This is a genomic window from Fictibacillus solisalsi, assembly GCF_900103485.1.
Taxonomy (GTDB): Bacteria; Bacillota; Bacilli; order Bacillales; family Fictibacillaceae; genus Fictibacillus_C; species Fictibacillus_C solisalsi.
Window position 1 is genome coordinate 1,714,570 of the sequence record NZ_FNHW01000001.1, and the last position, 24,420, is coordinate 1,738,989.

The window sequence follows — 24,420 nt, forward strand, 5'->3', positions numbered from 1 at the left end:
TTTTTTCCTCCCTTACTCTCTTAATTCATTCTATGAATCAAATAGGGAGGTATGTCTATTTTTATTTGCTAGATTTGCTGTTGGGTGACCTTTCCGTATGTTCCTCCCCCTCCGGCACGGAGGGACAGCTTACCTTCTCTTGCCAGAAGGATATGGCGGACGACAGCTTCCGGTGCTACGGTTTTTAAATCCTTTTCTTCAATATCATGAAGCACCGCCATGTCCGTTCCAAAATGGTCCCTTAGTTTCTGCAGCGTTTTGGGGCCCAGAGCCGGAATAAATTCCAGCGGCACCTGGTGGATATAAGGCGGTCTTTCTCCCCTGTCAATCCGAGGCACCGGGAGGGCTGCCAATTCGTTAATTCTGTTTCGCACACCACGGATGACCGTCGTGCTCCTGCACTCCGCACATTCCATTCCTTTTTCTTCATAAATAACGGCAGAGCATTTGGCACAGGTGGTTTCGTAATATTTTCCGAGCCTAGGATCAAGCCCGTAATTGGCTGTTATCTTTCGTCCCTCTTTATTTTTCAGCGCGAGCTTAAACTCTGCAAATGTCGGTTTTTCCATTTGTATCGTCTGGTATTCCCGCCCGATTTTCTCCAGTGAATGGGCATCCGAATTTGAGAGAAACGGAAATTGCCGAAGCTCCTGGATCCCGTCGGCCATATTCGTATCCGAGCTTAAACCAAGCTCGATGGCATCGATGAGTTCTGGCATAAATATTTCAGAAAGCGAGCTCTTTACGCCTTTCCCGTACACACTTTTATGAGGCGTAAACACATGGGCAGGAATGAACAGGCCACCCAGCTCTTTGGTGGCACGCTGAAGGTTATGTGCCGATTCATAGATTCGCTGGGAGCTCAGGGTTACGTTTTTCATTCTTCCCTGCAAATACAGGCTGAACTGTTTCATCTTTTCCACTGTAGGAAAAAATGATAGAACATGTACGGGTCCCCGGCAGTTTTCATCGTATATTTCAATCTCTGAACCGGGAAGAAGACATACATTCTCATACCACAATCCGCCTTCCGGATGTTCCCTCATTTCTCCTGACGCCAGCATCTCTTCCATTTCTTCAATGACTTCCGGCACATGGCAGTCTATGATTCCCAGAAGATTAATGCCCTTTACTGAGGACGCCATCTCGAGAATATTGGATAAAGTCAGTGTTCTTGCTCCGGTAATTTTCACCGGCTTCCCTGAACGGGATCTGCCGATATGCACGTGAAGATCGGCATAGTAAGTGTTAAGCATGATTCTCCATCTTCCTTTTCAGCTGTTCATATTGCACCGCATAAGCTGTTTTTGCATCATGAATCTGCTGGTCTTTTATAAGCTCAAGCGCTTCTTCAAGCGTTACTTCCATCACATCCAGAAATTCATCCTCATCCGGCTGCTGATCTTTGCATTCTTTCAGAGAGTCTGTATAAAACAAATGAATCAATTCATCAGCAAATCCCGGTGACGTGTAAAACGAGGTGAGGTATTCCAACTTTTCACACTCATACCCGGTTTCTTCACGCAGCTCACGCTCTGCACATTTTTGTGGATTTTCATCTTTTTCAAGCTTTCCTGCGGGAATTTCCACAATAATTTTATCCAGCGCTTTGCGGAACTGCCGGACAAAGAGAAGTTTATTTTCCGGGGTGATGGCAATAATAGCTACTGCGCCCGGATGTCTGATGATTTCTCGCTTGCCTTTATTTCCGTTCGGAAGCTCTACTTCCTGAATTTCCAAATCTATAATTTTCCCTTCATAGACGGATTCAGTAGAAAGGGTCTTTTCATTTAAATGTTCCATACTGATCTCACTCCTGGTTCTATAACTTATTTGGCTACATAAAGTCTACCATAAGGAAATGCGTAACACACATTTAAAAGGAGCTGTTCATGTGAAGATCTATATTCAGCCGAAAAGCGTGACCCTGGTGGGAAAAGCGTGGCAAATAAGGTACATGCTCAAGCGTTATATGAAAGAACATACCACAGTGCAAGAGTGGATCTCTTCCGCCCCGGGGCCAAAACAGTGACCCTGCAGGCTGGAAGGTTTTTTTTTGCCCGTTTTCATGCTACCCTTTTTTTAAATCTATCAAAAAAGGAGCTGGTATGTAATGAAGCAGAACCAACTTGGATCCTCAGAGCTGCGAGTCAGTGAAATCGGACTGGGCTGCATGTCCCTTGTGCCGGAAAATGCGGCGGAAGGAAAAGAAATTATAAAGCGTGCGTATGAAGAAGGCGTTACTTATTTTGACACAGCCGATCTCTATCAATTTGGCTGGAATGAGGAATTCGTAGGAAAAAACATCCGTCCTTTCAGAGATAACATCGTTCTGTCCACAAAGGTTGGAAACCGCTGGACAGCAAATAAAAAAAGCTGGGACTGGGATCCCTCGAAAACATACATAAAACAAGCCGTAAAGGATAGCCTGCACCGTTTGGGAACCGATTATATTGATCTGTACCAGCTTCACGGAGGAACGATTGAAGACAACATGGATGAAACGATTTCAGCCTTCAACGAATTAAAACAGGAGGGCCTCGTCCGGGAATATGGCATTTCATCCATCCGGCCAAACGTGATTTCATATTACGCCGAGCATTCACAGATTGTCAGCGTCATGATGCAGTACAGCATCCTTGACCGGAGACCAGAAGAAGAAATGCTTGATTTTCTTCATGAAAAAAACATCAGCGTGATTGCCCGTGGGCCTGTTGCAAAAGGATGGCTTACCGAGCGCGCGTTGAATCGCAGCAAAAGTGATCATTATCTTGAATATGAAGGAAAAGAAATCCAGGAAATAGTGAAAGGGCTGCAGGACAAATTGGACAGTGAGCGGACGTTGAGCCAGACGGCCATCCGTTATTCCCTGCACCATCCTGCGGTAGCAGCCGTTATTCCAGGGGCAAGCTCTGTTGAACAGCTGCTGTCAAATGTAGGTGCTGCTCATACACCTGAACTTTCGGCAGATGACGTTGCCGTGATCCAGTCCCTTTCAAAAGCCTCTGTCTACGGTCAGCATCGACGATAAAATAAAAAGGCTGCCATCGCCTGTTTACGGCGTTTGGCAGCCTTTTTGTTATTTTTTCTAAAGGTTGCTACTGCGGGAGAATTCACCTTCATTGAACCGTTGATTGGAATGCAAGGTGGAACGGAAATAGCCACTCCCGAAGAGCAAGTCTTATAAAAGGAGCTTTTGGTTTATGAAGATACATTTTCGATAATCATGGCAATCCCCTGGCCCCCACCGATGCAAAGGCTGGCCAATCCATATCGCAACCCTCTGTTTCTCAGTTCATACGCCAAAGTAAGGAGCAGACGGGATCCGCTGGCACCGACCGGATGGCCGAGCGCGATAGCCCCTCCGTTCACATTCGTCTTTTCACGATCCAGACTTAATTCTTTTTCAACCGCCAGGTATTGGGTGGCGAACGCTTCGTTAATTTCTACAAGATCCATGTCTTTAATGGACAGGTTCACTTTGGCAAGGGCTTTTTGAGAGGCCGGAACCGGGCCGATTCCCATGATATTCGGATCAACGCCGCTGATTCCCCACGATACTATCCGCGCCAGCGGTTTGACTTGGTTGCTATTGACGGAATCCTCACCCGCGAGCACCAGAGAGACTGCACCATCATTGATCCCGCTTGCATTCCCCGCCGTTACGGTTCCGTCTTTTTTAAAGGACGGGCGCAGGGCGGAAAGCTGCTGAAGGGTGGAGTCAGGCTTCACCAGTTCATCCACCGTGAAGGTAAGGCTCTTTTTTTCATCAATGACAACCGGTATCGTTTCTTGGGCGAATCTTCCTTCATGAATGGCTTTTGCCGCTCTTTGATGGCTAAGAAGTGCGTATTCATCTTGTTCTTCCCGTCCAATACTGTGCTTCTCTGCAAGGTTTTCCGCGGTAATCCCCATTCCGCAGCCAATATACTGATCGGTCAGCGTATGAAGAAGCATATCCTCGAACTCAAGATTTCCGAACTTTTGGCTTTGAAACCGCTGGTTAAAGGATGAATGTGGACTCTTTGACATGTTTTCAATGCCGCCACACAGGGCCAGACCGGCATCACCCGTTTGAATGGCAAGGGCACTGCTTATGACCGCCTGAAGGCCCGATCCGCATAAACGGTTTACCAGCATGGCCGGAACATGATCGGGAACCCCTGCCTTTAAAGCGACATGCCTTGCGGCATAGGCAGCGTCTATGCTCGAATGAATAACATTTCCGTACACTACATCCCCGATTTGCGCCGGGTCGATTTTCGCCCTCTTGATCGCTTCAAGCGCAGTCAGGGTGCCCATTTGAATTGTTGAGACACTTTTCAATGATTTCCCAAAGCTTCCAAACGGCGTTCGAGCTCCTTCTACAACAAATACTTCCGTCATGTTTCCTTCCCCCGCTCTCTTTGCCTTAATAAACGCCCAGTGTTACTTCGTCGGTAATCAAATCCGGCTCGGTGCAGCTTTTAATATCCTCAATACTGTACCCATCAGCGACTTCAACCAGTTTCAGTCCCTGATCCGTTACATCAATAACCGCTCGATCCGTAATGATCCGGTCCACTACTCCCTTTCCTGTCAGCGGCAGGCTGCATCTTTTTAGGATCTTGCTCTGTCCGCTTTTGTTGACATGTTCCATAATCACAATGATCTTTTGCGCGCCGTGTACAAGATCCATGGCACCGCCCATTCCTTTAATCATTTTCCCCGGAATCATCCAGTTGGCCAAGTCGCCGGTTTCAGATACTTCCATACCACCCAGGATGGCAATATTCACATGTCCTCCCCGAATCATGGCAAACGATTCTGCGCTATCAAAATAGGAGGCTCCCTTGACCGCAGTCACGGTCTCTTTTCCCGCATTGATCAGGTCGGGATCCACTTCCGTTTCTTTAGGGTAAGGGCCAATTCCAAGCAGCCCGTTTTCCGACTGAAGTACCACACTCTTATTCTCGCTTATGTAGTTCGCGACCATAGTCGGCATGCCGATGCCGAGATTTACATAAAAACCATCCTTGATTTCTTTTTCTGCTCTTCTGGCAATTTTCTCTCTGCTATTCATAGCCCATCCCCACTTTCTCTCTTTATGATTGAACTGTCAGTCGCTCAATGCGCTTTTCCTGAGGCGCAACAATCATTCTCTGAACATAGATTCCAGGCGTGTGGATGCAGTCTGGATCCAGCTCACCAATCTCGTGCAATTCTTCGACCTCTGCAATGGTGATCTTGCCAGCTGCAGCCATCATTGGATTAAAGTTACGCGCTGTTTTATTAAAAATGAGGTTTCCTGCTTTGTCACCATGTGCTGCCCGAACGAGGCTGAAGTCCGCGGTCATCCCGTGTTCAAGCACATATTCCTTTCCCTCAAACGTACGCACTTCTTTCCCTTCTGCAATCGGCGTACCTACACCGGCCGGGGTATAAAAAGCGGGAATACCCGCACCGCCTGCCCGGATGCGTTCAGCCAATGTGCCCTGGGGGGTGAGTTCAACCTCCAGTTCACCGGAAAGCACCTGGCGCTCAAACTCTTTGTTTTCTCCCACATAGGAACCCACCATCTTCTTGATTTGTTTATTACGCAAGAGAAGGCCGAGCCCCCAGTCATCGATTCCGCAGTTATTAGAGATGACCGTCAGGTCTTTGGTGCCTGTTTCCACAAGAGCCAAAATCAATTTCTCCGGAATCCCTACCAATCCGAATCCACCGACCATCAGTGTGGCACCATCCTGAATATCCTTCACTGCATTCAGTGCACTGCTTTCCACCATTTTCATAATATGCCGTCCCCCTTATTTCCAGTTTTCATTTTCTACAATGGTGGCTACGCCCTGTCCCCCGCCGATGCAAAGCGTAGCAAGCCCCAAACGGTTATTCCTTCTTTTCATCTCATGAAGCAAGGTGACAAGAATCCTTGCGCCGCTTGCCCCGATTGGATGTCCAAGGGCAATGGCTCCTCCGTTCACGTTTAATTTCTCTGTTGAAAATTGAAGTTCCCTGCCTACAGCCAGAGCTTGTGCGGCGAACGCTTCGTTCGCTTCAATCAAATCAATGTCATTTAGAGTGACTCCGGATTTTTCAAGCACTTTTTTCGTGGCATCCACCGGCCCGATTCCCATGATGCTTGGATCCACTCCCGCGCTGGCGTTTGCAATGATTTTGGCAAGCGGTATCAGACCGAGCTCCTCGGCTTTTTTCCGCGATACCACCACAAGAGCAGCCGCTCCATCATTGATTCCCGATGCGTTCCCGGCTGTTACTGTGCCATCCTTTTTAAACGCTGGTCTTAACTTGGCAAGCCCCTCAGCCGTGGTTCCCTTTTTCGGATATTCATCTTCTGAGAATTGAAGCGGCTCTCCTTTTCGCTGGGGAATTTCAACAGATACAATTTCGTCTTTGAACTTTCCTTCATTGATCGCTTTTTCGCATTTTTGTTGGCTATCTGCTGCGAACTCATCCATCTCCTCGCGGCTAAGTCCATAGGCGTCACACAGGTTTTCCGCTGTCATCCCCATATGGTAATCGTTAAACGCACACCAGAGACCGTCATGGATCATGGAATCTGTCATTTTTCCATCTCCCATGCGCAGTCCTGTTCTTGCGTTATCCAAAAGGTACGGTGCTCTGCTCATGTTCTCCATTCCGCCGCAGACGATGATGTCCGCCTCTTCTAGCATGATCGCCTGGCTTGCCAGATGCAGCGCCTTTAAACCCGATCCGCATACCTTGTTAATCGTCATTGCTGAAACAGAATTCGGGAGCCCTGCCTTAATCGCAGCCTGCCGCGCGGGGTTTTGCCCCAAACCGGCCTGAAGAACATTGCCCATAATCACTTCGCTCACATCATTAGGAGAAACATTGGCGCGCTCCAATGCCTCTTTAATTACAATCGCCCCAAGTTCGGTGGCTGGTATATTTTTCAACGTGCCCAAAAAGCTGCCAATCGGTGTCCTGACAGCGCTTACAATCACTGCTTCCTGTATGGCCATAAATTTCTTCTCACTCCCGTATTTTTTTCTGAATTTTCCCTTTTATCATATCATATTTCCTCTCACTGTATTGCATCTTAACTGGCCAAAACGTAAAATAAAGAAGAATCAATGACAGATATATACATAGGAGGATGCATGGAATTACCCCAAAGAGTCTCGATCATTGAGGTTGGACCGCGCGACGGGCTTCAAAATGAAAAACAGCTTGTTCCTGCCCAGGAAAAGATTAAATTCATTAAAAAACTGAAAGCCTCGGGAATTCAGGAAATGGAACTCACCTCTTTTGTTTCACCAAAATGGGTTCCGCAAATGAGTGATGCAGAACAGATCATCGAGCACTGCCTGGATGACAGCACTCGCAATCTTGTTCTCGTCCCCAATGAAAAAGGCGTTTCCCGCCTGCTTTCTTCAGCCTGCAAAAATGCGGCATTTTTTGTCGGTGTAAGCAATACCTTCAACCAAAAGAATATAAACAAAAGCACCAGAGACAGCATGGAAGAGCTTGCTCCGCTGATTAAAGATTTGAAACGAAACGGCTTCTTTGTCCGCGCTTGCCTTTCCACCGCTTTTTATTGTCCTTATGAAGGAAAAGTGGATGAACAGGAGGTTCTTGCTCTTTCTGAGGAATTTGCGGCGCTTGGCGTGGATGAATTAAGCGTGGCAGATACCATTGGCCTTGCCAATCCGCAGGAAGTGTTCGAACTGTTCAGCCTTCTTAAGCATCATCTTCCCTCCACACTTTTGATTGCTGCCCATTTCCACGATACAAGAGGAATGGCACTCGCGAATATCTTCTCCGCACTCCAGGCCGGTATCGACCGTTTTGATACATCTGCCGGCGGACTTGGCGGATGCCCGTTTGCTCCGGGGGCAACTGGAAACGTCGCAACTGAGGATGCTGTTTTCATGCTTAATCGCATGGGGATCAGCACCGGAATTCAGCTGGAGCCCCTGCTGGAGGCTGTGGAATTTATTGCTCCCTTCGTTTCCCGCGGCCTTCAAAGCCGGCAATTTTTGCTATCCAAAACAGGAAAGGGCGCTTTAGGTTAAGCGCCCTTTCCTGTTTCTATTTTATTTTCAAACCGAAGATGCGGATTAAGCATCTGGTTTGGACTTTTTAGTTGAAATGTATGTTGCTCTGCTTTGTAATCAATCGTCATCTTTTCATCAAAAAATACCAGTTTGCTTTGTTCCATATAAACAGGAAGGAAATTGGTATCCACTTTCACAGTCCCATCAGGCTGTTCATCGACAAGCCAGAGTGCAGACACACCGCTTACCACGCACCCGCAGCCCTCCGTATCGTATTTCAAAAACAACTGTCCGCCCTGCACCTTGTGTTCTATTTTCTCTATTGCTTTTTCTGTCCATTCCAGAATCATTCTTCATCACTGCCCTTCTCTTTAGTACTCTTGATTACGTCAATCGCCCAGTCGCACCATTCCATCCAATGCTGCATATAACGTTTTCCAAATTCGGATGTTAAGTATTCTCCCAAATCTTCCTGGTTAAACTGCCCTTCTGGAAAATGACTTTCTCTCCATTTTTCCATTAAACCATGGCCAAACATATGCTGTTCCTTTGCTCTCTCTAAAAAGGCGATCGCTTCTTCCGACGGGATTAACTGAAACAGCGATACCTGGAGCAGAAGATCATCCTTTAAATTAGACGGGAGAATCTCTTTGCTCAGCAGCCACTGAAGCAATGCTTCATAGCCTTTATCTTCAAGCCGGTATATTTTTTTATCTGGATAATCCACCTGATGAACCACCTGCGAGGAGACCAGTCCTTCTTCCTCCATCTTAACAAGCTGACGGTAGATCTGCGTATGATGGGCACTCCAGAAATGAATCATGGTTTCTTTAAACTGCTGATTCAGTTCGTATCCAGTTGCTTCATTTTTGGTCAATAAGCCAAGAAGCGCATACTTCAACGCCATCTTTTCATTCCTTCTTTCCGTATCTGTATGTCATTTTAACACATTCTTCACAATTAACTACGGTTAATGCTTGATATATTTATCATACTTTCCTTATACTAACCTTGAACATATGTGAATATACACATATAAAATAATGAAGGAGAGTGAATCATGAACTGGCTAACGAAATTCAGCTTAAAGAACCCTGTCGCTATTTTTATTTTTTCTTTCTTGCTTATCCTGGGCGGCTTGTTTTCTTTCAGCTCCCTGAAAGTTGACCTGCTTCCGAATGTGGATTTTCCGCAAATCACCGTGCAGACCACCTATCCGGGCGCGTCTCCACAGGATGTTAACAAGCAGGTAACAGATGAGCTTGAAAAAAAATTAAAAAGCCTTAACAACGTAAAGTCGGTAAAAAGTACTTCGCTTGAAAGTGTCTCAATCATAAATCTTGAATTTCCTTTTTCCGCAAACATGGATGATATAGAGGATCAAATTAACACGATCACAAAGGAAGCTGCTCTTCCGGATACCGTGAGTGTTGAAGTAAACCGCTTTTCATTCGGAACGATTCCCATCTACAATATCTCTCTATTCCCTAAAGAAGGAGAGAACATTCAGCCTTTTGTTGAGGATGAGCTGGTGCCTGAACTGAAAAAAATTCAGGGAATCAATAACGTCTCAGTCGGCGGGGTGAAAGAAGATTTCGTATCCATTAAGGTCGACCAGAAAAAGGCGCAGCAACTTGGAGTATCGTTAAGTACCATCAAAGACGAGATTAATTCTAAATTTCTCTCCTTCCCTGCCGGCAATGTGACCTCAGGTAATATCTCCGTGCCAGTGCGTGTCGAGGAACAACTTAAAACAATCAAGGAATTAACATCCCTTGAGCTGACTCCCCCGTCTCAAGGAACAGCTCAAAAATCTTCATCTGGCCAGGGATCTGGAAGCGGAGCCCCTGCTGCGGGAGGACCTCCGGCCGGAACTTCACAGAGCGGTGGAGCAGGTGCACCTTCCGGCAGTGCAGGCGGTGGAGCTCCATCGGGTGCTGCAGCTCCTCAAAGCGTTCAGCTCGGGGATATTGCCAGCATTAAGCAGTCCGAAGATGTGAACGAAATTACCCGCTATAACCAAAAACGCTCTTTATCCATGGCGGTCACCAAAAAACAGGATGCCAATACGGTCGATGTCGCTGATAAAGTTATGTCTGTTCTAAACAAAGACAAATACAAAGACAAAATCGATTATGCCATCGGATTCGACCAGGCAAGCGGGATTAAAGAATCCGTGAATTCCTTGATCAAAGAAGGATTGTTCGGAGCACTCTTTGCTTCGTTAGCCGTTCTCTTGTTCTTGAGAAACATTCGCGCAACAATTATTGCAATTGTTTCCATTCCGCTGTCGATTCTCATATCCGCGATTTTCCTGAACCAGCTCGATATTACGCTTAATATCATGACGCTGGGGGGAATGGCTGTAGCAGTGGGCCGGGTCGTGGATGACAGCATCGTTGTCATAGAGAACATCTTCCGAAGGATCAGCAAAAGCAGCGAAGAATACAGCAAAAATAAGTTGGTCATCGATTCGACCAAGGAAATCCTCCGTGCGATTGTATCCTCCACCTTGACAACCGTGGTAGTGTTTCTGCCGCTAGGGTTTGTCGGGGGGATTACCGGAGAATTTTTCCTGCCGTTCGCTTTAACGGTTGTATTTGCCCTTTTGGCTTCCTTGCTTGTAGCCATTACGATCGTGCCGATCCTGGCCAAGTTCGCTTTCAAAAAAGTTAAACCGGAAAACAACGATGGTCCTCTTCAACGGGCATACGCAAAAGTGATCCGCTCGTCATTGAACCACAAGTTCATCGTTCTGTTCATTTCGATTGTTCTTCTTGCAGGCTCTCTGTTCCTGTCTACAAAGCTTGGAGCTGTCTTCCTGCCGAATGAAGAACAAAAGACCATTACGGCAAACATTGAACTTCCTGCCTCTACCACTGTGAAAAAAACAAATGACGTGTCACTGAAGGTGGAGAAGATGCTTGATCAGCGGGATACTGTAAAAGAGGTGACCGCCGGCATCGGCAGCCGTGACTTCCAGTCCGGATTGAAACGCGAGAATGTAGCCAACTATTTTATCAATCTTAAGAAAGATACTAATGTTAACAACGAGATTAAATCTCTCGAAAAAGAAATCCAGACCGTTGTGGACAAAGACAGTAAAGATGCTGTTGTCAGCCTGCAGGAGGCCCAGTCAGGCGGACCGCCATCTAACAATGAAGTTAATATTGATTTGTATTCCAACAATCTTGATGACCTGCAAAAAGGTGCTGCATCGGTTGAGAAATACATGAAATCACGTAACGACCTTAAATATGTTTCCAATAACTTCAAAGATACCCAGCGTCAGTGGATCGTAAAAATTGATACAAAAAAAGCCGCAGACGCCGGAGTCTCAGGCTATACGGTGCTCGGCATTATCAATGATGCCACCAAACCTGTCTCTGTGGGTAACCTTAAACTGAACGGAAAAGAAAATGATGTCCGGCTTGCCTATAATAAGGCACCGAAATCCCTTGATGAAGTTAAGGACCTTAAAGTATACGGCACCAAAGGCCCCGTTGCCCTTTCAGAAGTGGCAGACATTCAGGATGTAGATGCTGTAACCGCAATTCAGAAACTCGATGGCAAGGTTTATGCTCAAGTGTCTGCACAGATTCCTGGTAATGACGTCCAAGGTGTCACACAGGATGTGATCAAGAGCGTAAATGATAAAGTGGACCTTCCAAAAGATGTATCGACTGAAGGTGGCGGCGGAAGTGAAGAAACCACCCAGACCTTTAAAGAGCTTGGCCTGGCCATTGCTGTAGCCATTGGCCTTGTCTACTTGACGATGCTCATTACCTTTGGCCGTGCACGGATCCCATTTATTATTCTATCATCCCTTATTTTCGTGCCGGTGGGTGCCATAGGCGGTCTGTACCTGGCGGATGAGCCGCTTTCAGTCAGTGCAATGATCGGCATTCTGATGCTTATCGGGATCGTAACCACCAATGCCATCGTTCTCGTCGACCGGATCGGACAAAACCGCAATCTGAAAGGCATGACAATCCGAAAAGCATTGCTTGAAGCCGGAAAAACACGGCTTCGGCCAATTCTGATGACCGCATTTGCCACAATTGCGGCCCTCATTCCGCTGGCTCTGACCTCTTCATCGGGTACGTTGATTTCAAAAGGACTTGCCGTGGTAGTAATCGGCGGTTTAACGACCTCCACCCTGCTCACATTAATTATTGTTCCTGTACTGTATGAACTCTTTTTCAGGAAGCAGGCAAAAAGAGAACAACGAGAATCCAAAGCGTGATCTCCAAAATAATACGGCGGAGCCAGTTGGTTCCGCCGTTTTTTTATATAAGAAGAACCCGATCAGCCGGCAGCTCTCCGGTTCCGTTTTTTGTACAAAAACTTATAGAGCAGGTAACAAAGAAGCAAAGCGCCTGCGCCAATCAGAATATATGTCTGTGACGCTTCGAGGATTGAGTTAACGGTTTTTATTTCTCCCAGCCTGCCCAAAAACAGCATAGCGATCGCCAGGGGAAAAACACCAATAAAGGTTAACACTCCAAACTTCCAGCGGTTTACCTTGCTCATCCCTGCCGCATACGAGACATAGTTTCCTATACCAAACGGGCGTGAAAGCGCGATGCTCCACTCACCGTATTTTTTGAACACCCTTTTGGTTTTCTCCACCTTTTTCTCGTCAAACTTCTCTCTCATCTTGCTTTCCAGCTTATAGCCGATCACGTATGGCACATAACTGAACAATGTATAAACGACACTTACCGCTAATGCCAGCAGCACCGTCTCCAGCGGACTCGGTTTCAGCAGAAACCCATAAATTAAAATAACGAGCGCTCCGGGAAAGGGAACGGAGGAAGCTTCCAGTGCCGTTCCAATGAACAGGCCTGCAGCCCCCACTTCTCGTAAAAAATGAAAAATCATTTCAAACACAATATTCATTCTCCTTTCCTGTCTTCTCCCCCTCTTTATTCCCTTTCCCGCCAATTTCAATCTCTTTGGTTTAATCGTCTCCGGTATGGGGTAGATACGTTTTAAGTCGACTATTATACAATCCATTTCAGGAGGATAACATACATGAAAAAGATTTGTTCAAAAACCGTTTCCATGACACAGGATGCTTCTAAATTTACCATTCAAAAGATAACGAATTTCGTTAATATATCACGTTCTTATCAATCCAACGTGTTTCTTTGCAAAAACGGCGTTACCCTTCAAGCAAAAAAATTGTCTTGCCTGGTTACCTTCTTTATGATGCTTCGCAAGGATGAATCCTTTCTCCTTATTACAGAAGGCGCTGATGCAGACTCCGCTATCCAGCAGCTGCTTCAACAGCTTACACCATCACAGGCCACTACATAAAAAAAGCGCTGAATTGTGTCAGCGCTTTTTTTCTTTGGTTATTGCCTTATAGGCCAAGCTTTTTTTGCCACCTTTTTCTGGTGACCACCGGCAGGACAATCAATATGATCAGAATAATGGATGAGATTAAGATTTCCTTCATGCCGGTATGAGCCACCGAAGATCCGATATAGGTATACGCCAGCGTTCCCGGTATGATGCCAATGGCCGTTGCTGCCGCATAATCTCTGAATTTTACATTTGCCGCTGCTGTAAGATAACTGACAAGGTCGTAATTCAGGATGGGCAGTAACCGGAGAATCAGCACATATATGAAGCCTTTCTCTTTGATGCCCTCCTGCACTTTCCGATACTTGCCCTTCCATTCTTTTTTCATCGCTTTTTTTCCAATCCATCTGACCGCCAGATAGGTGATCAGACCCCCGGAAAGCGACCCGAGGTAGGTATATAGACAGCCATAGTATAATCCGAAGGCCAATCCACTTGTAATCGCAAACACAGAGGACGGAAACAGCACAAAGGGTCTCAGGCCGTACAGCACAATAAAAACAATGGGTGCCCATACGCCCCAGGAAAGAATCCATTCCCTGAATACTTGCGGTGTTAAATTTAAATACTTATGGTTGAAATACCATAGCAGTGCCACGCCTATAGCGATTATTAAAATTTTCATCCAAATTTTTTTGCTGCGAACCAATCGATGTTTCTCCTTTCTCCTGTCTTACCTTTATATTTTCCATTACTTTCCGATAGAAGTCACTTTTATTTTCATTATATTTATGACATTTCCTCCTTACTCCTTCATAAGCTGTATAAAAAAAGAAGATATAAGGGGAGAGAAACGATTTGAAAGTCATTGCGAAAAAACCGATCTATTCCAAAAATGCCGGCCAATTTGTGCAGTTTACCAGCCGTTTTGAAGAACCAGTGTATGTAAAAAAAGGAGAGAAAACGGCTGACGGCAAAAGCCTTCTCGGATTGATTGCCTTATCCATCCAGCCGGGACAGGAGATTGAAATAACAAGCAGTGCCGATTTATCTGATCTGCAGAACCAGCTGTTCCAATCCGATCTGTTTGAAAATGCCGAATAAGCCAGCCGGTAATGACTGTCCCCTGAATGTCAGTGGGGAGTCATTATCGGCCGGCTGTTTTTTTGTTCCTTATAAATGGGCAATGGCGACGATTGTCTGCAGGTATACGTCCTGCCGCCCTCCTGCTTCATCCACCATCCTGAGCATACGGCGGTAAGGATCGTAATAATGGATGCTTCCCCTCACTCGTTTGCCCGTGAGAGCGCCGTCCCGGCACATAATCTCTACCCGGCCTGCCTCTTCCATCGCCAGAAGGATCTGCTGATTCATCTCCTCTAGCAGCTGCTCATCCCATTCACGGTTTTCAGCTGTATCTCTATCTTCCCGTTCCCATTCCCTTAATTGCTTCACATGCTCCGGCAGCATCATGGAGGTCCATTTCAAGCTTCCTCGGTCTTTGATCATATGTGAGGCGTCCTCCTTTCTCTATGCCTTATGGCCGCCAAGAAGGGTACTGCGGTGCAGTGCCGTCCCCCCGCTCGTATACGAGACGGCCCGAAGAAGAGCAGTTGACCCGTACTTTTTGCGAATATCATCCATCACATACCCAAGCTTTCGTTTTTTGGGATGTTCCAGCGTAAAGATGCTTAATTGAGTTTCATTGTCCTCGCACACATTGGAAAGGCAAATCGAAATCTTTCGGACGGTCTTTCCTTCATAAAATGTATGAAACAACTCCAGGCAGACCTCATAAATCTCCATCGTAATATTGGTCGGTTCCGGAACGGTTTTTGAGCGGTAAAATCCTCCTCCCCATTCCTCCTTGCTGTAGCCGATTCCAAGGCTGACCGTTCTCCCTGCCTTTTTGGCTGTCCTGGCCCTCCTGGCCACCTCTTCGCACATTTCAAGGATGACATGCTGGACTTCCTTCGGGTCCGTATAATCCCTCAGGAGAATCTGGCTTTTGCCATAACTGATCTGTCCCTGCATAATGGGCGCCCCCACCTCCGAGAGGTCCACACCCCAGGCATGATAATACAGCTGGTTTCCCATAATGCCGAACTTTTTTTCCAAAAGCGCCAAAGGATAGCGGGCAAGATCCCCAACCGTCGTGATCCCCATCAAGTTCAGCGTCCGTTCCACACGTGACCCAATGCCCCACATCTTGCTCAGGGGGGAAAGGGTCCATAGTTTTTCCGGAATGTCCTCATACGTCCACGTGGCCACCCCTTCCTTTTTTGCCTCCAAATCAAGACAGAGTTTCGCCATCAGCATATTAGGGCCGATGCCGATCGCGCAGGGCAGCCCGAACTCTTCCTTGATGGCGGTGCGAATGGCTTTTGCCAGCTGCATCGGCCCTCCCCATAACCGTTCCGTGCCGTCCGCCTGTATGAAGCTTTCGTCCACACTGTACGTATGAATGGCTTCTTTGGGGACGAATCGGTTAAGCAGACGCGTAATCTCCATGGAGCGCTTTAAAAAAAAGGACATTTGGGCGTCCACAATATGGATGCGGCTGTCTTTGGGAATCTCAAAAAGCCGGTTTCCCGTTCGGATGCCAAAGTCCCTTTTTAAACAGGGAGAAGCGGCCAGAACCACGCTTCCCTGCCTTTCGGTGTTCCCGACGACGGCAAGATAACAGTCCAACGGATCCAGCCCTAAACGCACAGCCGCACAGCTGGCGTAAAAACTCTTCATGTCCATACACAAAATTGAACGATTTTGAACCTTGGAATAATCGATCAACTTCCTCACTCCTTCAAAATGCAAACGTTCGTTCTCTTTATTATGTATACCCATTTTAACCGAATGTATGTTCTGTTCTCAATGGAAATTTTTTCAGGCTTATTCCACCCTTAAGAATCATTGACCACGGATGGCAGGTACACTACATGGTGTACAAGAGGAAAGGATGACGATGATGGAACAGCGCCTGCTGCGCAAGTGGCTGGAAAAAGCCTTGTTAACCTACTTTGACGATAAAGAAGCCATCCCGTATACGGAAAAGGAATACGCCTTGTTTTGGAACAAATCCAAGGGTTGCACGCCGCAGAAGGGGCGGACCTTACCTCACCATACAGGATGTCGTGTATCATTTTGTGACCCAATAATAAAAACCCTCTCTTGGTCAATAAGAGAGGGTTGGCGTTATCCGTTGCTTTCCACCGTTTCCTTTTCAAAAAAATGTTCCCATGCTTCCCGAATTCCACCGGCGCAGTGGTTTTCTGCCCGGAAAATAAGCGGATGTTCCGGAAGCTTTTTCAGTTCATCCTGGCAATTCCCCACCACTACGGCAGGATAACCCATCGTGATCATGTCACGATCATTTCCCGAGTCCCCGGCAATAAGAATATTTACTTTCTCCCACCCCTTTTCACGAAGCAGGAAGGAAAGGGCTTCACCTTTGCCTGCGTTTGGAGGAAGAATGTCCACATCTCTCCCCGAACTGAAAATCAGCTTGTGCGGCACTCCGTTTTCTTCAAGTTTTTGTTTTACTTCTTCAAATGCTCCTGCATTCTCGGCAAAGTAGGAAAGCCGGTGTGTGGAGGGAATGGATTGAGGCGTAAGCCCGCTGCACTGGGCGGCAATCCGGGAAATTTCCTCAGGCCTCCACTGCTTCTCCAATGTTTTTTTCCATCGCTCATGAAATTCTGAATCATCAAAATCATATACTTCTGTTCCTACGTCGGAAATGAGGATGGATGGCATCGGAAGGTTTTCCGCCTTGATCAGTTCCATCGTCGAATCATAATGCCGTCCGGTCACATAGACGAGTTCAACCTCATAGGCCTGTTTCCCGTAATATTCAAACAAGGCAGAAGTCAGTTCCTCTTCTCCTACAAGCGTCCCATCAAGATCAGTAGCTAAAAGATGTGTAACGTTTTTTTGTTTCACCTTCAAGAACCTCCTCATATACCTGCTCGACTCTCGCTGCCACATTTGGCCAGCGGTAATCGCGTTCTGCAAGAGAGGACGCCTGTTTGCCAAGCCTTTGTGCAATAATATCATTGTTTAAAATAATTTCAAGGGTCAAAGCCAGATCCTGCGGGTCTTTTGGTGTAACAAGCAAGCCGGTTTCCCCTTCAACGACCACGTTTTGCAGTCCGCCTACACGCGATGCAATCACCGGGCAACCGCAGGCCTGGGCTTCAGCCGCCACCATGCCGAACGATTCATAATAAGACGGCACAACCGCCACATTCGCAGCATTAAAGTAGTCTGCCAGTTCTTCCTGGCTTTTTGGCCCGACAAAACGGACATAACGCTCGATTCCTTTTACCCATGAGCGCTGTTTCTCGGGTACGGGAAGCTGGTCGTCACCGATCTCTTCCTTTTGTCCGCCGGCCAGAACCAGTTTGGTGTCAGACGGCACATCGCCCCATTGGATTAAATACCTGAAAGCTTGAAGCAAGGTTTCAACGCCTTTCGTTTCTTCGAGCCTTCCTGCGTAAAACACCAAAGGTCCATAGGCGCCAAGCTTTTGTTTGGTAGCTGATCGCTGGTTATATGGATAAAATGTAGGAGATACACCAATTGGAATAACATCTACAGGCGCAGGCTGTTTAGCTACTTCATGAATGAGACTTTTTTCGCTGTTGGTGGTGGCGATCACACGGTTGGCGGAACGGAGGATGGTTCGTTCATACTGAAATCTGCGCTCATCCCTTTCTCCTGTAGCTCGTTCTTTTGCAGCGCCAAGGGAATGTGATGTATGAACAAACGGTATGTTGTATTTTCTGCGGAGCTGGCGTCCGAGGATTCCGGAAAGCCAGTAATGAGTATGAATAATGTCGTATTGGTCAAGAGGTGCAACCTCTTCAATTTCTTTAAAAAATGCCGGCAAGATTTGAAACATCTCATTTTTTGATACAAAACCTTTAATTCCGGCTTTAATGCGGATGACTCTTGCACGTTTTCCAAAGTTCTCTATCTGCGGGGCATCTTTATCACACCAATGGGTTATTACATCAACATCCCATCCCCTGTTTTCCATTGCCAGGGCCAGGTGGTATACATAATTATTTTGTCCTCCAGCTTGCTTTCCACCGAGTTTTGCAAGCGGATCCCCATGATCTGAAATAAATAAAACTTTTTTATTCATTGTCGTTACCCCTCTTTCTATTGTTGCGGTCGATAGCCTGTACTAGATATACCCCGGTTTTGGCCAGAACAAACCACTTTTAGTACTTAAGTCTCAGTGAATTAAGACTTTTTACCTTTTATTGAGAAGGTATGGAAATAACAGAACCCGAATAAATTATGAGAAAAATCATCATTTTATTACAAAAATAGTTTACATAATAATATTATTGATTATTTCTGTTTAAAGGCATTGCCTCCCAGTTTTTCAACAAGCCTTGGAAACATTTGATACAGTTTGCTTCCCGCATTCATCCAGCCGGGAAGATTGATTTCCCGGACCGGTCGGCCAACGGCCGAGAGAATTTTTTTTGAGACATATTCCGGTGACAGCATCCACTTTTTAATATTTGCTTCATAGGATCCGGATTTATCCGCAATCGAAAAAAAGTTGGTTTCAATCGGCCCGGGATTTACCGTGGTCACATGGACCCCGCTTTCGGCAATCTCCATCCGCAATCCGTTTGAAAAACCAAGCACCGCATGCTTGGACGCCGCGTAGCCACTGGATTTCGGGGTTGAAATTTTACCTGCCTGGGAAGCGATGTTGATGATATGACCCGATCCGCGAGATATCATTTGCGGCAGCACCGCCTGCGTGCAGGCCATAAGCCCGATCACGTTGGTTTGCATCATGCCTGAGAGGTCTTTAAGGTCGGCATCAACAAAATAGTCAAAAATTCCAAAGCCAGCATTGTTAATCAGCACATCAACCTGTAAATCAGAAGTGATTTTATGAAACACTCGGCTGACGACTTCAATATTCCCGACATCCAGTTGATGGATGACCGGCTCACGGTTTCCTTCCGCCTTTATTTTTTTCTTTATGTGTTCAAGCTTCTCTTTATTGCGGGCAATCAGTACGAGATGCGCCCCCATACGGGCGGCATCCAAAGCCACCTGGGCACCCAGACCGCCAGACGCCCCTGTAATCACTATCACTTTGTCTTTTACCTGGTTCATTGTTTTTACTCCTATTCAGCTTTCCTGTAATATAGAACATCCTGAATTTGCTCAATCCGCACTTTACCCTCTGCCTCAAGCAGGTCCAGATGCCCTACCGTTTCTGATAATGTGAGCCCCGGCTCTTTTTTATACACCCGCGGGAACAGCTGCCGGCTGAGTTCATAGGCAGTCATTTTTTTCACAAGGAAAGATCGAAGCACTTCTGCTCTGCTGTTCTGTTCCTCCAGCCTTTCCCCGATCAACTCCCGGCAATTGGTAATATCATTGCCATGTCCCGGCAGAATCCGCTTGATCGGGAGAGCAGCAGCTTTTCGCAGCGATTCCCGGTACTGCAAAAGGGGTCTGGGGCGGACGGTTTCTCCCGGCTCAGGAGGTTCTATGAGCGCATTGGATGAAACACGCTGGAGGAGAAAGTCCCCTCCCACCATAATTCCGCTTTCTTCGTGAAACAGTGAGAGATGGTCCGGTGAATGCCCGGGAGTTTTGATCATCATCCATCCCGTCAGGCCGGGAATCTCCTTCCCCTCTTTTATCGTTTTGTCCGGATGAACCACAGCAGAATAGTCGAGATATCGTTTCAGCTTGTATTCTTCAAGCTGGGAAGCCTCCGCAGGCATCCCTGATTTACTATAAAATGACTCATAAAATTGGTTTCTATGTAAAAAATATCGCGGGTCCTGGCTGAGATACGGAATCTCTTCCTTGCTTGCCAGAACGGGCGGCGGGGAAGCAAAGTATGCATATAATCCAACATGATCGGGATGATAATGAGTAAAAATAATCTGCTCAATATCGTTTGCGGAAATCCCTGAATCGCGAAGCTTTTCCTGGAAAACCGACCAGGCCTCTGGTGTTTTTGGGCCGCAATCGACGAGAGTCAGCTTCTTTCCCGGTATAAGATACACATTAACATTCCCTACCGGAAAAGGAGTGGGAAGCTCGATGGCCATAATTTTTTCTTTCAAAGGTGCACCTGACCTCCTTACGTTGCATAGTATAATCAGTATAGCAAAACTTCCACTCTTTAAATAAATGAAAATTCCAAAAAAAAAGATGGAATACCCTTGACATACGAGAGGTGCCCATTGCATAATATCTTTTAATAACTAAACGTTGAAACGGCGCTGAAAGGGACCAGTACTTCATAGAGCGGCTAAAAGAGAGCGGAATCCACCGGCTGAAAGATTCTGCAAGCACGTGATGAGGGAACCTATCCCCCGAGCTATCAGGGATTGAACCTGATCGTATGCCTTCGATACAGGCAACAAGCTGGGCTTTATTATCAAGCCAATTAAGGTGGTACCGCGGATCGCACTCCTCCGTCCTTTTCTAGGATGAAGGAGTGCGTTTTTAGTTTAACCTAAATTGGAGGGATAGCCTTGAATAAAAAAATTGCCTTTATCGGAGCAGGCGCGATGGCTGAAGCCATGATTTCGGGAATGATTGCCAAAAAACTGGCTGACCCAAAGAACATTATTGTGACAAACCGAATCAATACCAAAAGGCTGCAGGAACTTCAGGAAAACTATAAAATTACCGTTTCGGCATCTGCCGGTGACGCTGCACACCAGGCTGATATACTCATTCTGGCCATGAAGCCGAAAGATGCCGAACAAGCCCTGCGGTCATTAAATAAAACGGTTCATGCGGACCATATCATCATCTCGGTTCTCGCAGGTATTTCAACTGACCTGATTTCGTCACTGCTAGACGCTACCGTCCCTGTGATCCGGGCCATGCCAAACACCTCTGCGGCCATTGGGTATTCGGCAACCGGCATCGCCGGAGGAAAATTTGCCGAAGTCAAACACATGCAGCTCGCCGAAGAATTGTTCAGCTGTATCGGCACCACAACCTGCCTTCGGGAAGAAAGCCTGCATGCAGTAACCGGTTTATCCGGAAGCGGCCCCGCTTATGTTTACTATCTTGTAGAAGCCATGCAGCAGGCTGCTTCTTCCATGGATATCAGTGAAGAGGAAGCACGAGATCTGATCGCCCAGACGCTGCTCGGGGCAGCACACATGGTGAAAATGAGCGGAGATCATCCCCAACAGCTTCGCCAAAAAGTGACCAGTCCGGGAGGCACAACGGAAGCCGGCATTCAGATGCTCGACCATTTCCAGGTGAAAAAAGCGATTGAGCAATGCGTCAAACGGGCGGCCGAACGATCAGAAGAACTTGGCAAAATGTACAGCCAGCCCTCAACCCGAGAAATAGTTTGACAATTCTGTTATTTCGTTTTATAATAAAAGACCAAACGTCAGCAACGGGAGGGATAATATGCTTGATCAAGAAGAAGTCAAGCGGTACAATCTGTTGTTTAAAGAATTTCAGCAGTTCCTCACCCGGCCATTGACAAAAAAGGAAAAAGATTTTATAAAATGGATTGTAAAAAATGATATGAGCATCGAACACCGCTCTTCGGCGAATGCAACATAACCAAGCCTCCCCAGGAGGCTTTTTTTCTTGTGCGGCAGGCGGTTTATTCCCGGGGACTTCTGGTAATGGTATAGGACAGAAAGGAGTTTTCCAGATATGACAAAAATCTATGGGCACCGGGGCGCAAGCAAAGTATGCCCGGAGAACACCATGGCAGCCTACATAAAGGCGTTGCAATTAGGGGCAGAAGGCCTGGAAATTGATGTTCATTTGACAAAAGACGGCATCCCTGTCGTTATCCATGACGAAACGGTAAAACGGACAACCAGTGGAAAAGGGTATGTAAAAAATTTCAGCCTTGCAGAAATTAAACAGCTGGATGCGGGCAGTTGGTTTTCTCCAGAATTTCAAAACGAACGAATTCCGACACTTGAGGAGTTTCTTCAGTGGATCCGCACGACTCCTCTTTTGCTTAATATCGAATTGAAGAACAATAAAGTGTATTACGAGGATTTGGAGCAGAAGGTGTACAGCCTTGTGAATGCCTATGGAATGAAGGAAAGAACCATTTATTCGTCTTTCAATCATTACAGCTTGGTTGTATTAAGAAGCATGGACCCTTCCATCGATATTGCTCCTCTTTATACATCGAACCTTTATGAGCCTTGGAATTACGCAAAACGGCTTGGTGCATGGAGCGTGCACCCTCCCTATAAAAGCCTTCATCCCCCTATCCTCGAAGAGCTCCGCCATCATAACGTCTCGGTCAGGCCATTCACGGTCAACCAGGAAAAATGGCTCTATTATTTCTTTCAATTCGAAGTGGATGCGGTGATTACCGACCAGCCCGATTTGGCTCGTGCCGTCCGAAATGGAGAAGCACCCGTCAAAAATAGCTTTATGAAAAAAAAATGACCGCAAAGAAGTGATCCAAATGCGGGTCACTTCTCTTCGCTCATTTTTCCAAATCGGCTGCTACGGGCTTTTCCACCGGAAATACGGAAAAGTCGTTTGCCATTGATGTATTGAAAAATACCTCCCGCGCTTCCTCCAGCAGCAGATGTTTCTGTTCTTTATGATACCTGGAACTGATATGATTGATGATCAACGCGGAAGCATTTGCCTTCCTGGCGGTCAAGGCAGCGATTTTTGCAGAAGAATGGCCAAATTCGGCAGCCTGTTCAGCCAATTCATGAAGAAACGTCGCTTCATGCACAAGCACCGTAGCGTCTTTTCCGAGCTTTACGGCGTTGTCGCAAGTTTTTGTATCACCCAGGATGGTAATGATTCGTCCTGGAACAGGAGCCGAAAGAAAATCCTTGCTTTTAAGAACCGTCCCGTCTGGCAGCGACAAATCCTTGCCTTTTTTCAACTCCTGATACAAAGGGCCGGGAGAAACTCCTCTTTTTTGCAGCAGCTCCGCTTTCAGTTTGCCGGGCTGCGGGGATTCTTCCACCCGGTATCCAAAACAGGGAATCACGTGGTCAAGCAGACCGCTGTATACGCGACGGCCATTTCCCTCAAAAACCAGTCCTTCAGAGATTTCAACCACTTCAAAAGGATAGGTGAGGTAGGTTGAGCTTACCTTCAGGCAGATTTCCAGATAATCTTTGATGCCCGGAGGACCATATACCGTAAGCAGGCTATCTTCACCGCTTTGAAAAGACCGGCTGCCAAGCAGTCCGGGAAGCCCAAAAATGTGATCCCCATGAAGATGAGTAATGAAAATCTTAGTGATTTTACGCGGCTTAATGGCCGAAGTATGCAAAATTTGATGCTGCGTAGCTTCCCCGCAGTCAAAAAGCCAAACCTCTCCGCCCCGTTGAAGAAATTTCAGCGCAAGGGATGAAACATTTCTCTCTTTCGATGGCATTCCGGCTCCTGTGCCCAAAAAATGAAGTTCCATATCTCAGTTCTTCCTTTCATGCCATAAAATAAAAACCGCCAGCTGGTAGAGAACGATAAAAAGTAAAAGCAAACTTCCGCCGGCCAAAAAACCTGCCACCACATCACTTGGATAATGTACGCCAAGATAGATCCGGCTCAACCCCACAAGCAAAATATACAAAGAACCCAAGGCAGCGATCAGGCGCCTTGCCCACGTCCGCTTCACATTGATGGCCAAAAAATAAAAAAGTAATCCGAAAAATCCGGCTGAAATCATGGCGTGTCCACTTGGAAAGCTGTACCCGCCGATCTCCACAAGCTGATGAAAGGATGGGCGTTCTCTTTCGTACACATCTTTCAGAAAAAAATTGCCATGGCGGGTTGTAAATAGACAAATCGTTAAAACGACAGGTTCCAGCCACTGCCGGCGCCAGATAATAAATAAAACAGAAAAGGCCAGCAACGAAAGCCATTCATTCGTTTTCGCGGCGCTATTGGTAATCCAGATAAACAGCCGGGTCAACTCCCCGGGCTGATAAGCGGTCAAAGCAGAAATGATCAGGTGGTCCATTTTTTCCACTTCCCTACTGCTGTACCCCAGGGCAAGCAGTACAAAGATAGCCGCTAATCCTATCATTCCAACCAAGAGCCACAGCTTGACGACTTTTTTCAA

27 protein-coding genes and 1 other annotated feature are annotated in these 24,420 nt (G+C 46.7%); of the genes, 9 read left to right on the forward strand and 18 right to left on the reverse strand.

What is annotated here, in order from left to right; genetic code table 11:
- Window positions 1-68 precede the first annotated feature (68 nt).
- Window positions 69-1,256 carry an endonuclease Q family protein gene (locus BLT53_RS08800; protein ID WP_090234194.1) on the reverse strand — a complete coding sequence of 396 codons (1,188 nt, stop codon included), beginning with the start codon at window positions 1,254-1,256 and terminating at the stop codon, window positions 69-71.
- Window positions 1,249-1,803: an NUDIX hydrolase gene (locus BLT53_RS08805; protein ID WP_090234196.1), complete on the reverse strand. Its 555-nt coding sequence runs from the start codon at window positions 1,801-1,803 to the stop codon at window positions 1,249-1,251. The genes BLT53_RS08800 and BLT53_RS08805 overlap by 8 nt, the downstream gene beginning before the upstream one ends.
- Window positions 1,804-1,894: 91 nt before the next feature.
- Here BLT53_RS08805 and mciZ point away from each other — a divergent pair, with 91 nt between their 5' ends.
- Window positions 1,895-2,032 carry a Z-ring formation inhibitor MciZ gene (mciZ, locus tag BLT53_RS08810; RefSeq protein WP_090234197.1) on the forward strand — a complete coding sequence of 46 codons (138 nt, stop codon included), beginning with the start codon at window positions 1,895-1,897 and terminating at the stop codon, window positions 2,030-2,032.
- 81 nt (window positions 2,033-2,113) lie between these two features.
- Window positions 2,114-3,031 (forward strand): aldo/keto reductase, encoded by a 918-nt coding sequence (locus tag BLT53_RS08815; protein WP_090234198.1) that lies wholly within the window; start codon window positions 2,114-2,116, stop codon window positions 3,029-3,031.
- 170 nt (window positions 3,032-3,201) lie between these two features.
- Here BLT53_RS08815 and BLT53_RS08820 read toward each other — a convergent pair whose 3' ends face one another.
- From BLT53_RS08820 to BLT53_RS08835, 4 genes are read right to left on the reverse strand one after another with little or no spacing between them, the layout of a single operon-like run.
- Complete coding sequence (locus BLT53_RS08820; RefSeq protein WP_090234199.1) at window positions 3,202-4,386, reverse strand: thiolase family protein; 1,185 nt, start codon at window positions 4,384-4,386, stop codon at window positions 3,202-3,204.
- Window positions 4,387-4,411: 25 nt separating this feature from the next.
- Window positions 4,412-5,062: a CoA transferase subunit B gene (locus BLT53_RS08825; protein WP_090234201.1), complete on the reverse strand. Its 651-nt coding sequence runs from the start codon at window positions 5,060-5,062 to the stop codon at window positions 4,412-4,414.
- A gap of 22 nt (window positions 5,063-5,084) precedes the next feature.
- Entirely contained in the window at window positions 5,085-5,774 is a 690-nt protein-coding gene (locus BLT53_RS08830; protein WP_090234202.1) for a CoA transferase subunit A, read from the reverse strand.
- A 15-nt stretch (window positions 5,775-5,789) separates the two neighbouring features.
- Window positions 5,790-6,986: an acetyl-CoA C-acetyltransferase gene (locus BLT53_RS08835; protein ID WP_090234203.1), complete on the reverse strand. Its 1,197-nt coding sequence runs from the start codon at window positions 6,984-6,986 to the stop codon at window positions 5,790-5,792.
- Window positions 6,987-7,124: 138 nt separating this feature from the next.
- Here BLT53_RS08835 and BLT53_RS08840 point away from each other — a divergent pair, with 138 nt between their 5' ends.
- Entirely contained in the window at window positions 7,125-8,039 is a 915-nt protein-coding gene (locus tag BLT53_RS08840) for a hydroxymethylglutaryl-CoA lyase (RefSeq protein WP_090234205.1), read from the forward strand.
- On the opposite strand, the gene BLT53_RS08845 is transcribed toward BLT53_RS08840, so the two are convergent.
- Both BLT53_RS08845 and BLT53_RS08850 read right to left on the reverse strand, forming a co-directional pair.
- Window positions 8,036-8,371, reverse strand: a complete 336-nt coding sequence (locus BLT53_RS08845; protein ID WP_090234206.1) for an iron-sulfur cluster biosynthesis family protein — start codon at window positions 8,369-8,371, stop codon at window positions 8,036-8,038. The genes BLT53_RS08840 and BLT53_RS08845 overlap by 4 nt on opposite strands.
- Window positions 8,368-8,928 carry a PadR family transcriptional regulator gene (locus BLT53_RS08850; RefSeq protein WP_090234208.1) on the reverse strand — a complete coding sequence of 187 codons (561 nt, stop codon included), beginning with the start codon at window positions 8,926-8,928 and terminating at the stop codon, window positions 8,368-8,370. Before BLT53_RS08850 ends, BLT53_RS08845 begins: the two co-directional genes overlap by 4 nt.
- A gap of 153 nt (window positions 8,929-9,081) precedes the next feature.
- On the opposite strand from BLT53_RS08850, the gene BLT53_RS08855 reads away from it, so the two are divergent.
- On the forward strand, window positions 9,082-12,267 hold the full coding sequence (locus BLT53_RS08855; protein ID WP_090234209.1) for an efflux RND transporter permease subunit: 3,186 nt from the start codon (window positions 9,082-9,084) through the stop codon (window positions 12,265-12,267).
- A 62-nt stretch (window positions 12,268-12,329) separates the two neighbouring features.
- On the opposite strand, the gene BLT53_RS08860 is transcribed toward BLT53_RS08855, so the two are convergent.
- Window positions 12,330-12,905, reverse strand: coding sequence for a DedA family protein (locus tag BLT53_RS08860; RefSeq protein ID WP_090236800.1), 576 nt, complete (start codon window positions 12,903-12,905; stop codon window positions 12,330-12,332).
- A 153-nt stretch (window positions 12,906-13,058) separates the two neighbouring features.
- On the opposite strand from BLT53_RS08860, the gene BLT53_RS08865 reads away from it, so the two are divergent.
- Window positions 13,059-13,343 (forward strand): HPr family phosphocarrier protein, encoded by a 285-nt coding sequence (locus BLT53_RS08865; protein WP_090234210.1) that lies wholly within the window; start codon window positions 13,059-13,061, stop codon window positions 13,341-13,343.
- Window positions 13,344-13,389: 46 nt separating this feature from the next.
- Here the strand turns inward: BLT53_RS08865 and BLT53_RS08870 are convergent, their stop codons facing one another.
- Window positions 13,390-14,040 (reverse strand): TVP38/TMEM64 family protein, encoded by a 651-nt coding sequence (locus BLT53_RS08870; RefSeq protein ID WP_090234212.1) that lies wholly within the window; start codon window positions 14,038-14,040, stop codon window positions 13,390-13,392.
- A 149-nt stretch (window positions 14,041-14,189) separates the two neighbouring features.
- Here BLT53_RS08870 and BLT53_RS08875 point away from each other — a divergent pair, with 149 nt between their 5' ends.
- Window positions 14,190-14,435, forward strand: coding sequence for an HPr family phosphocarrier protein (locus tag BLT53_RS08875; RefSeq protein ID WP_090234214.1), 246 nt, complete (start codon window positions 14,190-14,192; stop codon window positions 14,433-14,435).
- Between the two features lie 69 nt (window positions 14,436-14,504).
- On the opposite strand, the gene BLT53_RS08880 is transcribed toward BLT53_RS08875, so the two are convergent.
- From BLT53_RS08880 to BLT53_RS08905, 6 genes are all read right to left on the reverse strand, one after another.
- On the reverse strand, window positions 14,505-14,840 hold the full coding sequence (locus BLT53_RS08880) for a YolD-like family protein (protein ID WP_090234216.1): 336 nt from the start codon (window positions 14,838-14,840) through the stop codon (window positions 14,505-14,507).
- A gap of 21 nt (window positions 14,841-14,861) precedes the next feature.
- Window positions 14,862-16,121, reverse strand: coding sequence for a Y-family DNA polymerase (locus BLT53_RS08885; RefSeq protein WP_090234218.1), 1,260 nt, complete (start codon window positions 16,119-16,121; stop codon window positions 14,862-14,864).
- Between the two features lie 402 nt (window positions 16,122-16,523).
- Window positions 16,524-17,270: an HAD-IIB family hydrolase gene (locus BLT53_RS08890; protein ID WP_244520384.1), complete on the reverse strand. Its 747-nt coding sequence runs from the start codon at window positions 17,268-17,270 to the stop codon at window positions 16,524-16,526.
- A complete protein-coding gene (locus tag BLT53_RS08895; RefSeq protein WP_090234221.1) occupies window positions 17,233-18,477 on the reverse strand; it encodes a glycosyltransferase in 1,245 nt (414 codons plus the stop codon). Before BLT53_RS08895 ends, BLT53_RS08890 begins: the two co-directional genes overlap by 38 nt.
- 212 nt (window positions 18,478-18,689) lie before the next feature.
- The gene (locus BLT53_RS08900; protein WP_090234222.1) at window positions 18,690-19,478 is read right to left on the reverse strand and encodes an SDR family NAD(P)-dependent oxidoreductase; all 789 of its coding nucleotides are present in this window, start codon (window positions 19,476-19,478) and stop codon (window positions 18,690-18,692) included.
- A gap of 11 nt (window positions 19,479-19,489) precedes the next feature.
- Entirely contained in the window at window positions 19,490-20,446 is a 957-nt protein-coding gene (locus BLT53_RS08905; RefSeq protein WP_170834284.1) for an MBL fold metallo-hydrolase, read from the reverse strand.
- Window positions 20,447-20,596: 150 nt separating this feature from the next.
- Window positions 20,597-20,811, forward strand: a binding site (T-box leader).
- Between the two features lie 49 nt (window positions 20,812-20,860).
- On the opposite strand from BLT53_RS08905, the gene proC reads away from it, so the two are divergent.
- From proC to BLT53_RS08915, 3 genes are all read left to right on the forward strand, one after another.
- Complete coding sequence (gene proC / locus BLT53_RS08910) at window positions 20,861-21,703, forward strand: pyrroline-5-carboxylate reductase (RefSeq protein WP_425284662.1); 843 nt, start codon at window positions 20,861-20,863, stop codon at window positions 21,701-21,703.
- Between the two features lie 58 nt (window positions 21,704-21,761).
- Window positions 21,762-21,920: a hypothetical protein gene (locus tag BLT53_RS24980; protein WP_156412564.1), complete on the forward strand. Its 159-nt coding sequence runs from the start codon at window positions 21,762-21,764 to the stop codon at window positions 21,918-21,920.
- Window positions 21,921-22,016: 96 nt separating this feature from the next.
- On the forward strand, window positions 22,017-22,775 hold the full coding sequence (locus BLT53_RS08915) for a glycerophosphodiester phosphodiesterase (RefSeq protein WP_090234227.1): 759 nt from the start codon (window positions 22,017-22,019) through the stop codon (window positions 22,773-22,775).
- Window positions 22,776-22,815: 40 nt separating this feature from the next.
- On the opposite strand, the gene rnz is transcribed toward BLT53_RS08915, so the two are convergent.
- Together rnz and BLT53_RS08925 are read right to left on the reverse strand one after the other, a co-directional pair.
- The gene (gene rnz / locus BLT53_RS08920) at window positions 22,816-23,766 is read right to left on the reverse strand and encodes a ribonuclease Z (RefSeq protein ID WP_090234228.1); all 951 of its coding nucleotides are present in this window, start codon (window positions 23,764-23,766) and stop codon (window positions 22,816-22,818) included.
- Window positions 23,767-23,769: 3 nt separating this feature from the next.
- Window positions 23,770-24,420, reverse strand: coding sequence for a phosphatase PAP2 family protein (locus BLT53_RS08925; protein WP_170834285.1), 651 nt, complete (start codon window positions 24,418-24,420; stop codon window positions 23,770-23,772).

What these genes read in the sequence shown, in the direction of transcription:
- BLT53_RS08915 (WP_090234227.1), top strand. Translation starts at nt 22,017, where the DNA reads ATGACAAAAATCTATGGGCACCGGGGCGCAAGCAAAGTATGCCCGGAG.
- BLT53_RS08855 (WP_090234209.1), top strand. Translation starts at nt 9,082, where the DNA reads ATGAACTGGCTAACGAAATTCAGCTTAAAGAACCCTGTCGCTATTTTT.
- BLT53_RS08865 (WP_090234210.1), top strand. Translation starts at nt 13,059, where the DNA reads ATGAAAAAGATTTGTTCAAAAACCGTTTCCATGACACAGGATGCTTCT.
- BLT53_RS08900 (WP_090234222.1), bottom strand. Translation starts at nt 19,478, where the DNA reads ATGAACCAGGTAAAAGACAAAGTGATAGTGATTACAGGGGCGTCTGGC.
- BLT53_RS08850 (WP_090234208.1), bottom strand. Translation starts at nt 8,928, where the DNA reads ATGGCGTTGAAGTATGCGCTTCTTGGCTTATTGACCAAAAATGAAGCA.
- BLT53_RS08835 (WP_090234203.1), bottom strand. Translation starts at nt 6,986, where the DNA reads ATGGCCATACAGGAAGCAGTGATTGTAAGCGCTGTCAGGACACCGATT.
- BLT53_RS08800 (WP_090234194.1), bottom strand. Translation starts at nt 1,256, where the DNA reads ATGCTTAACACTTACTATGCCGATCTTCACGTGCATATCGGCAGATCC.
- BLT53_RS08860 (WP_090236800.1), bottom strand. Translation starts at nt 12,905, where the DNA reads ATGATTTTTCATTTTTTACGAGAAGTGGGGGCTGCAGGCCTGTTCATT.
- BLT53_RS08845 (WP_090234206.1), bottom strand. Translation starts at nt 8,371, where the DNA reads ATGATTCTGGAATGGACAGAAAAAGCAATAGAGAAAATAGAACACAAG.
- rnz (WP_090234228.1), bottom strand. Translation starts at nt 23,766, where the DNA reads ATGGAACTTCATTTTTTGGGCACAGGAGCCGGAATGCCATCGAAAGAG.
- BLT53_RS08820 (WP_090234199.1), bottom strand. Translation starts at nt 4,386, where the DNA reads ATGACGGAAGTATTTGTTGTAGAAGGAGCTCGAACGCCGTTTGGAAGC.
- BLT53_RS08840 (WP_090234205.1), top strand. Translation starts at nt 7,125, where the DNA reads ATGGAATTACCCCAAAGAGTCTCGATCATTGAGGTTGGACCGCGCGAC.
- BLT53_RS08830 (WP_090234202.1), bottom strand. Translation starts at nt 5,774, where the DNA reads ATGAAAATGGTGGAAAGCAGTGCACTGAATGCAGTGAAGGATATTCAG.
- BLT53_RS08815 (WP_090234198.1), top strand. Translation starts at nt 2,114, where the DNA reads ATGAAGCAGAACCAACTTGGATCCTCAGAGCTGCGAGTCAGTGAAATC.
- BLT53_RS08895 (WP_090234221.1), bottom strand. Translation starts at nt 18,477, where the DNA reads ATGAATAAAAAAGTTTTATTTATTTCAGATCATGGGGATCCGCTTGCA.
- BLT53_RS08880 (WP_090234216.1), bottom strand. Translation starts at nt 14,840, where the DNA reads ATGATCAAAGACCGAGGAAGCTTGAAATGGACCTCCATGATGCTGCCG.
- BLT53_RS08825 (WP_090234201.1), bottom strand. Translation starts at nt 5,062, where the DNA reads ATGAATAGCAGAGAGAAAATTGCCAGAAGAGCAGAAAAAGAAATCAAG.
- BLT53_RS24980 (WP_156412564.1), top strand. Translation starts at nt 21,762, where the DNA reads ATGCTTGATCAAGAAGAAGTCAAGCGGTACAATCTGTTGTTTAAAGAA.
- BLT53_RS08805 (WP_090234196.1), bottom strand. Translation starts at nt 1,803, where the DNA reads ATGGAACATTTAAATGAAAAGACCCTTTCTACTGAATCCGTCTATGAA.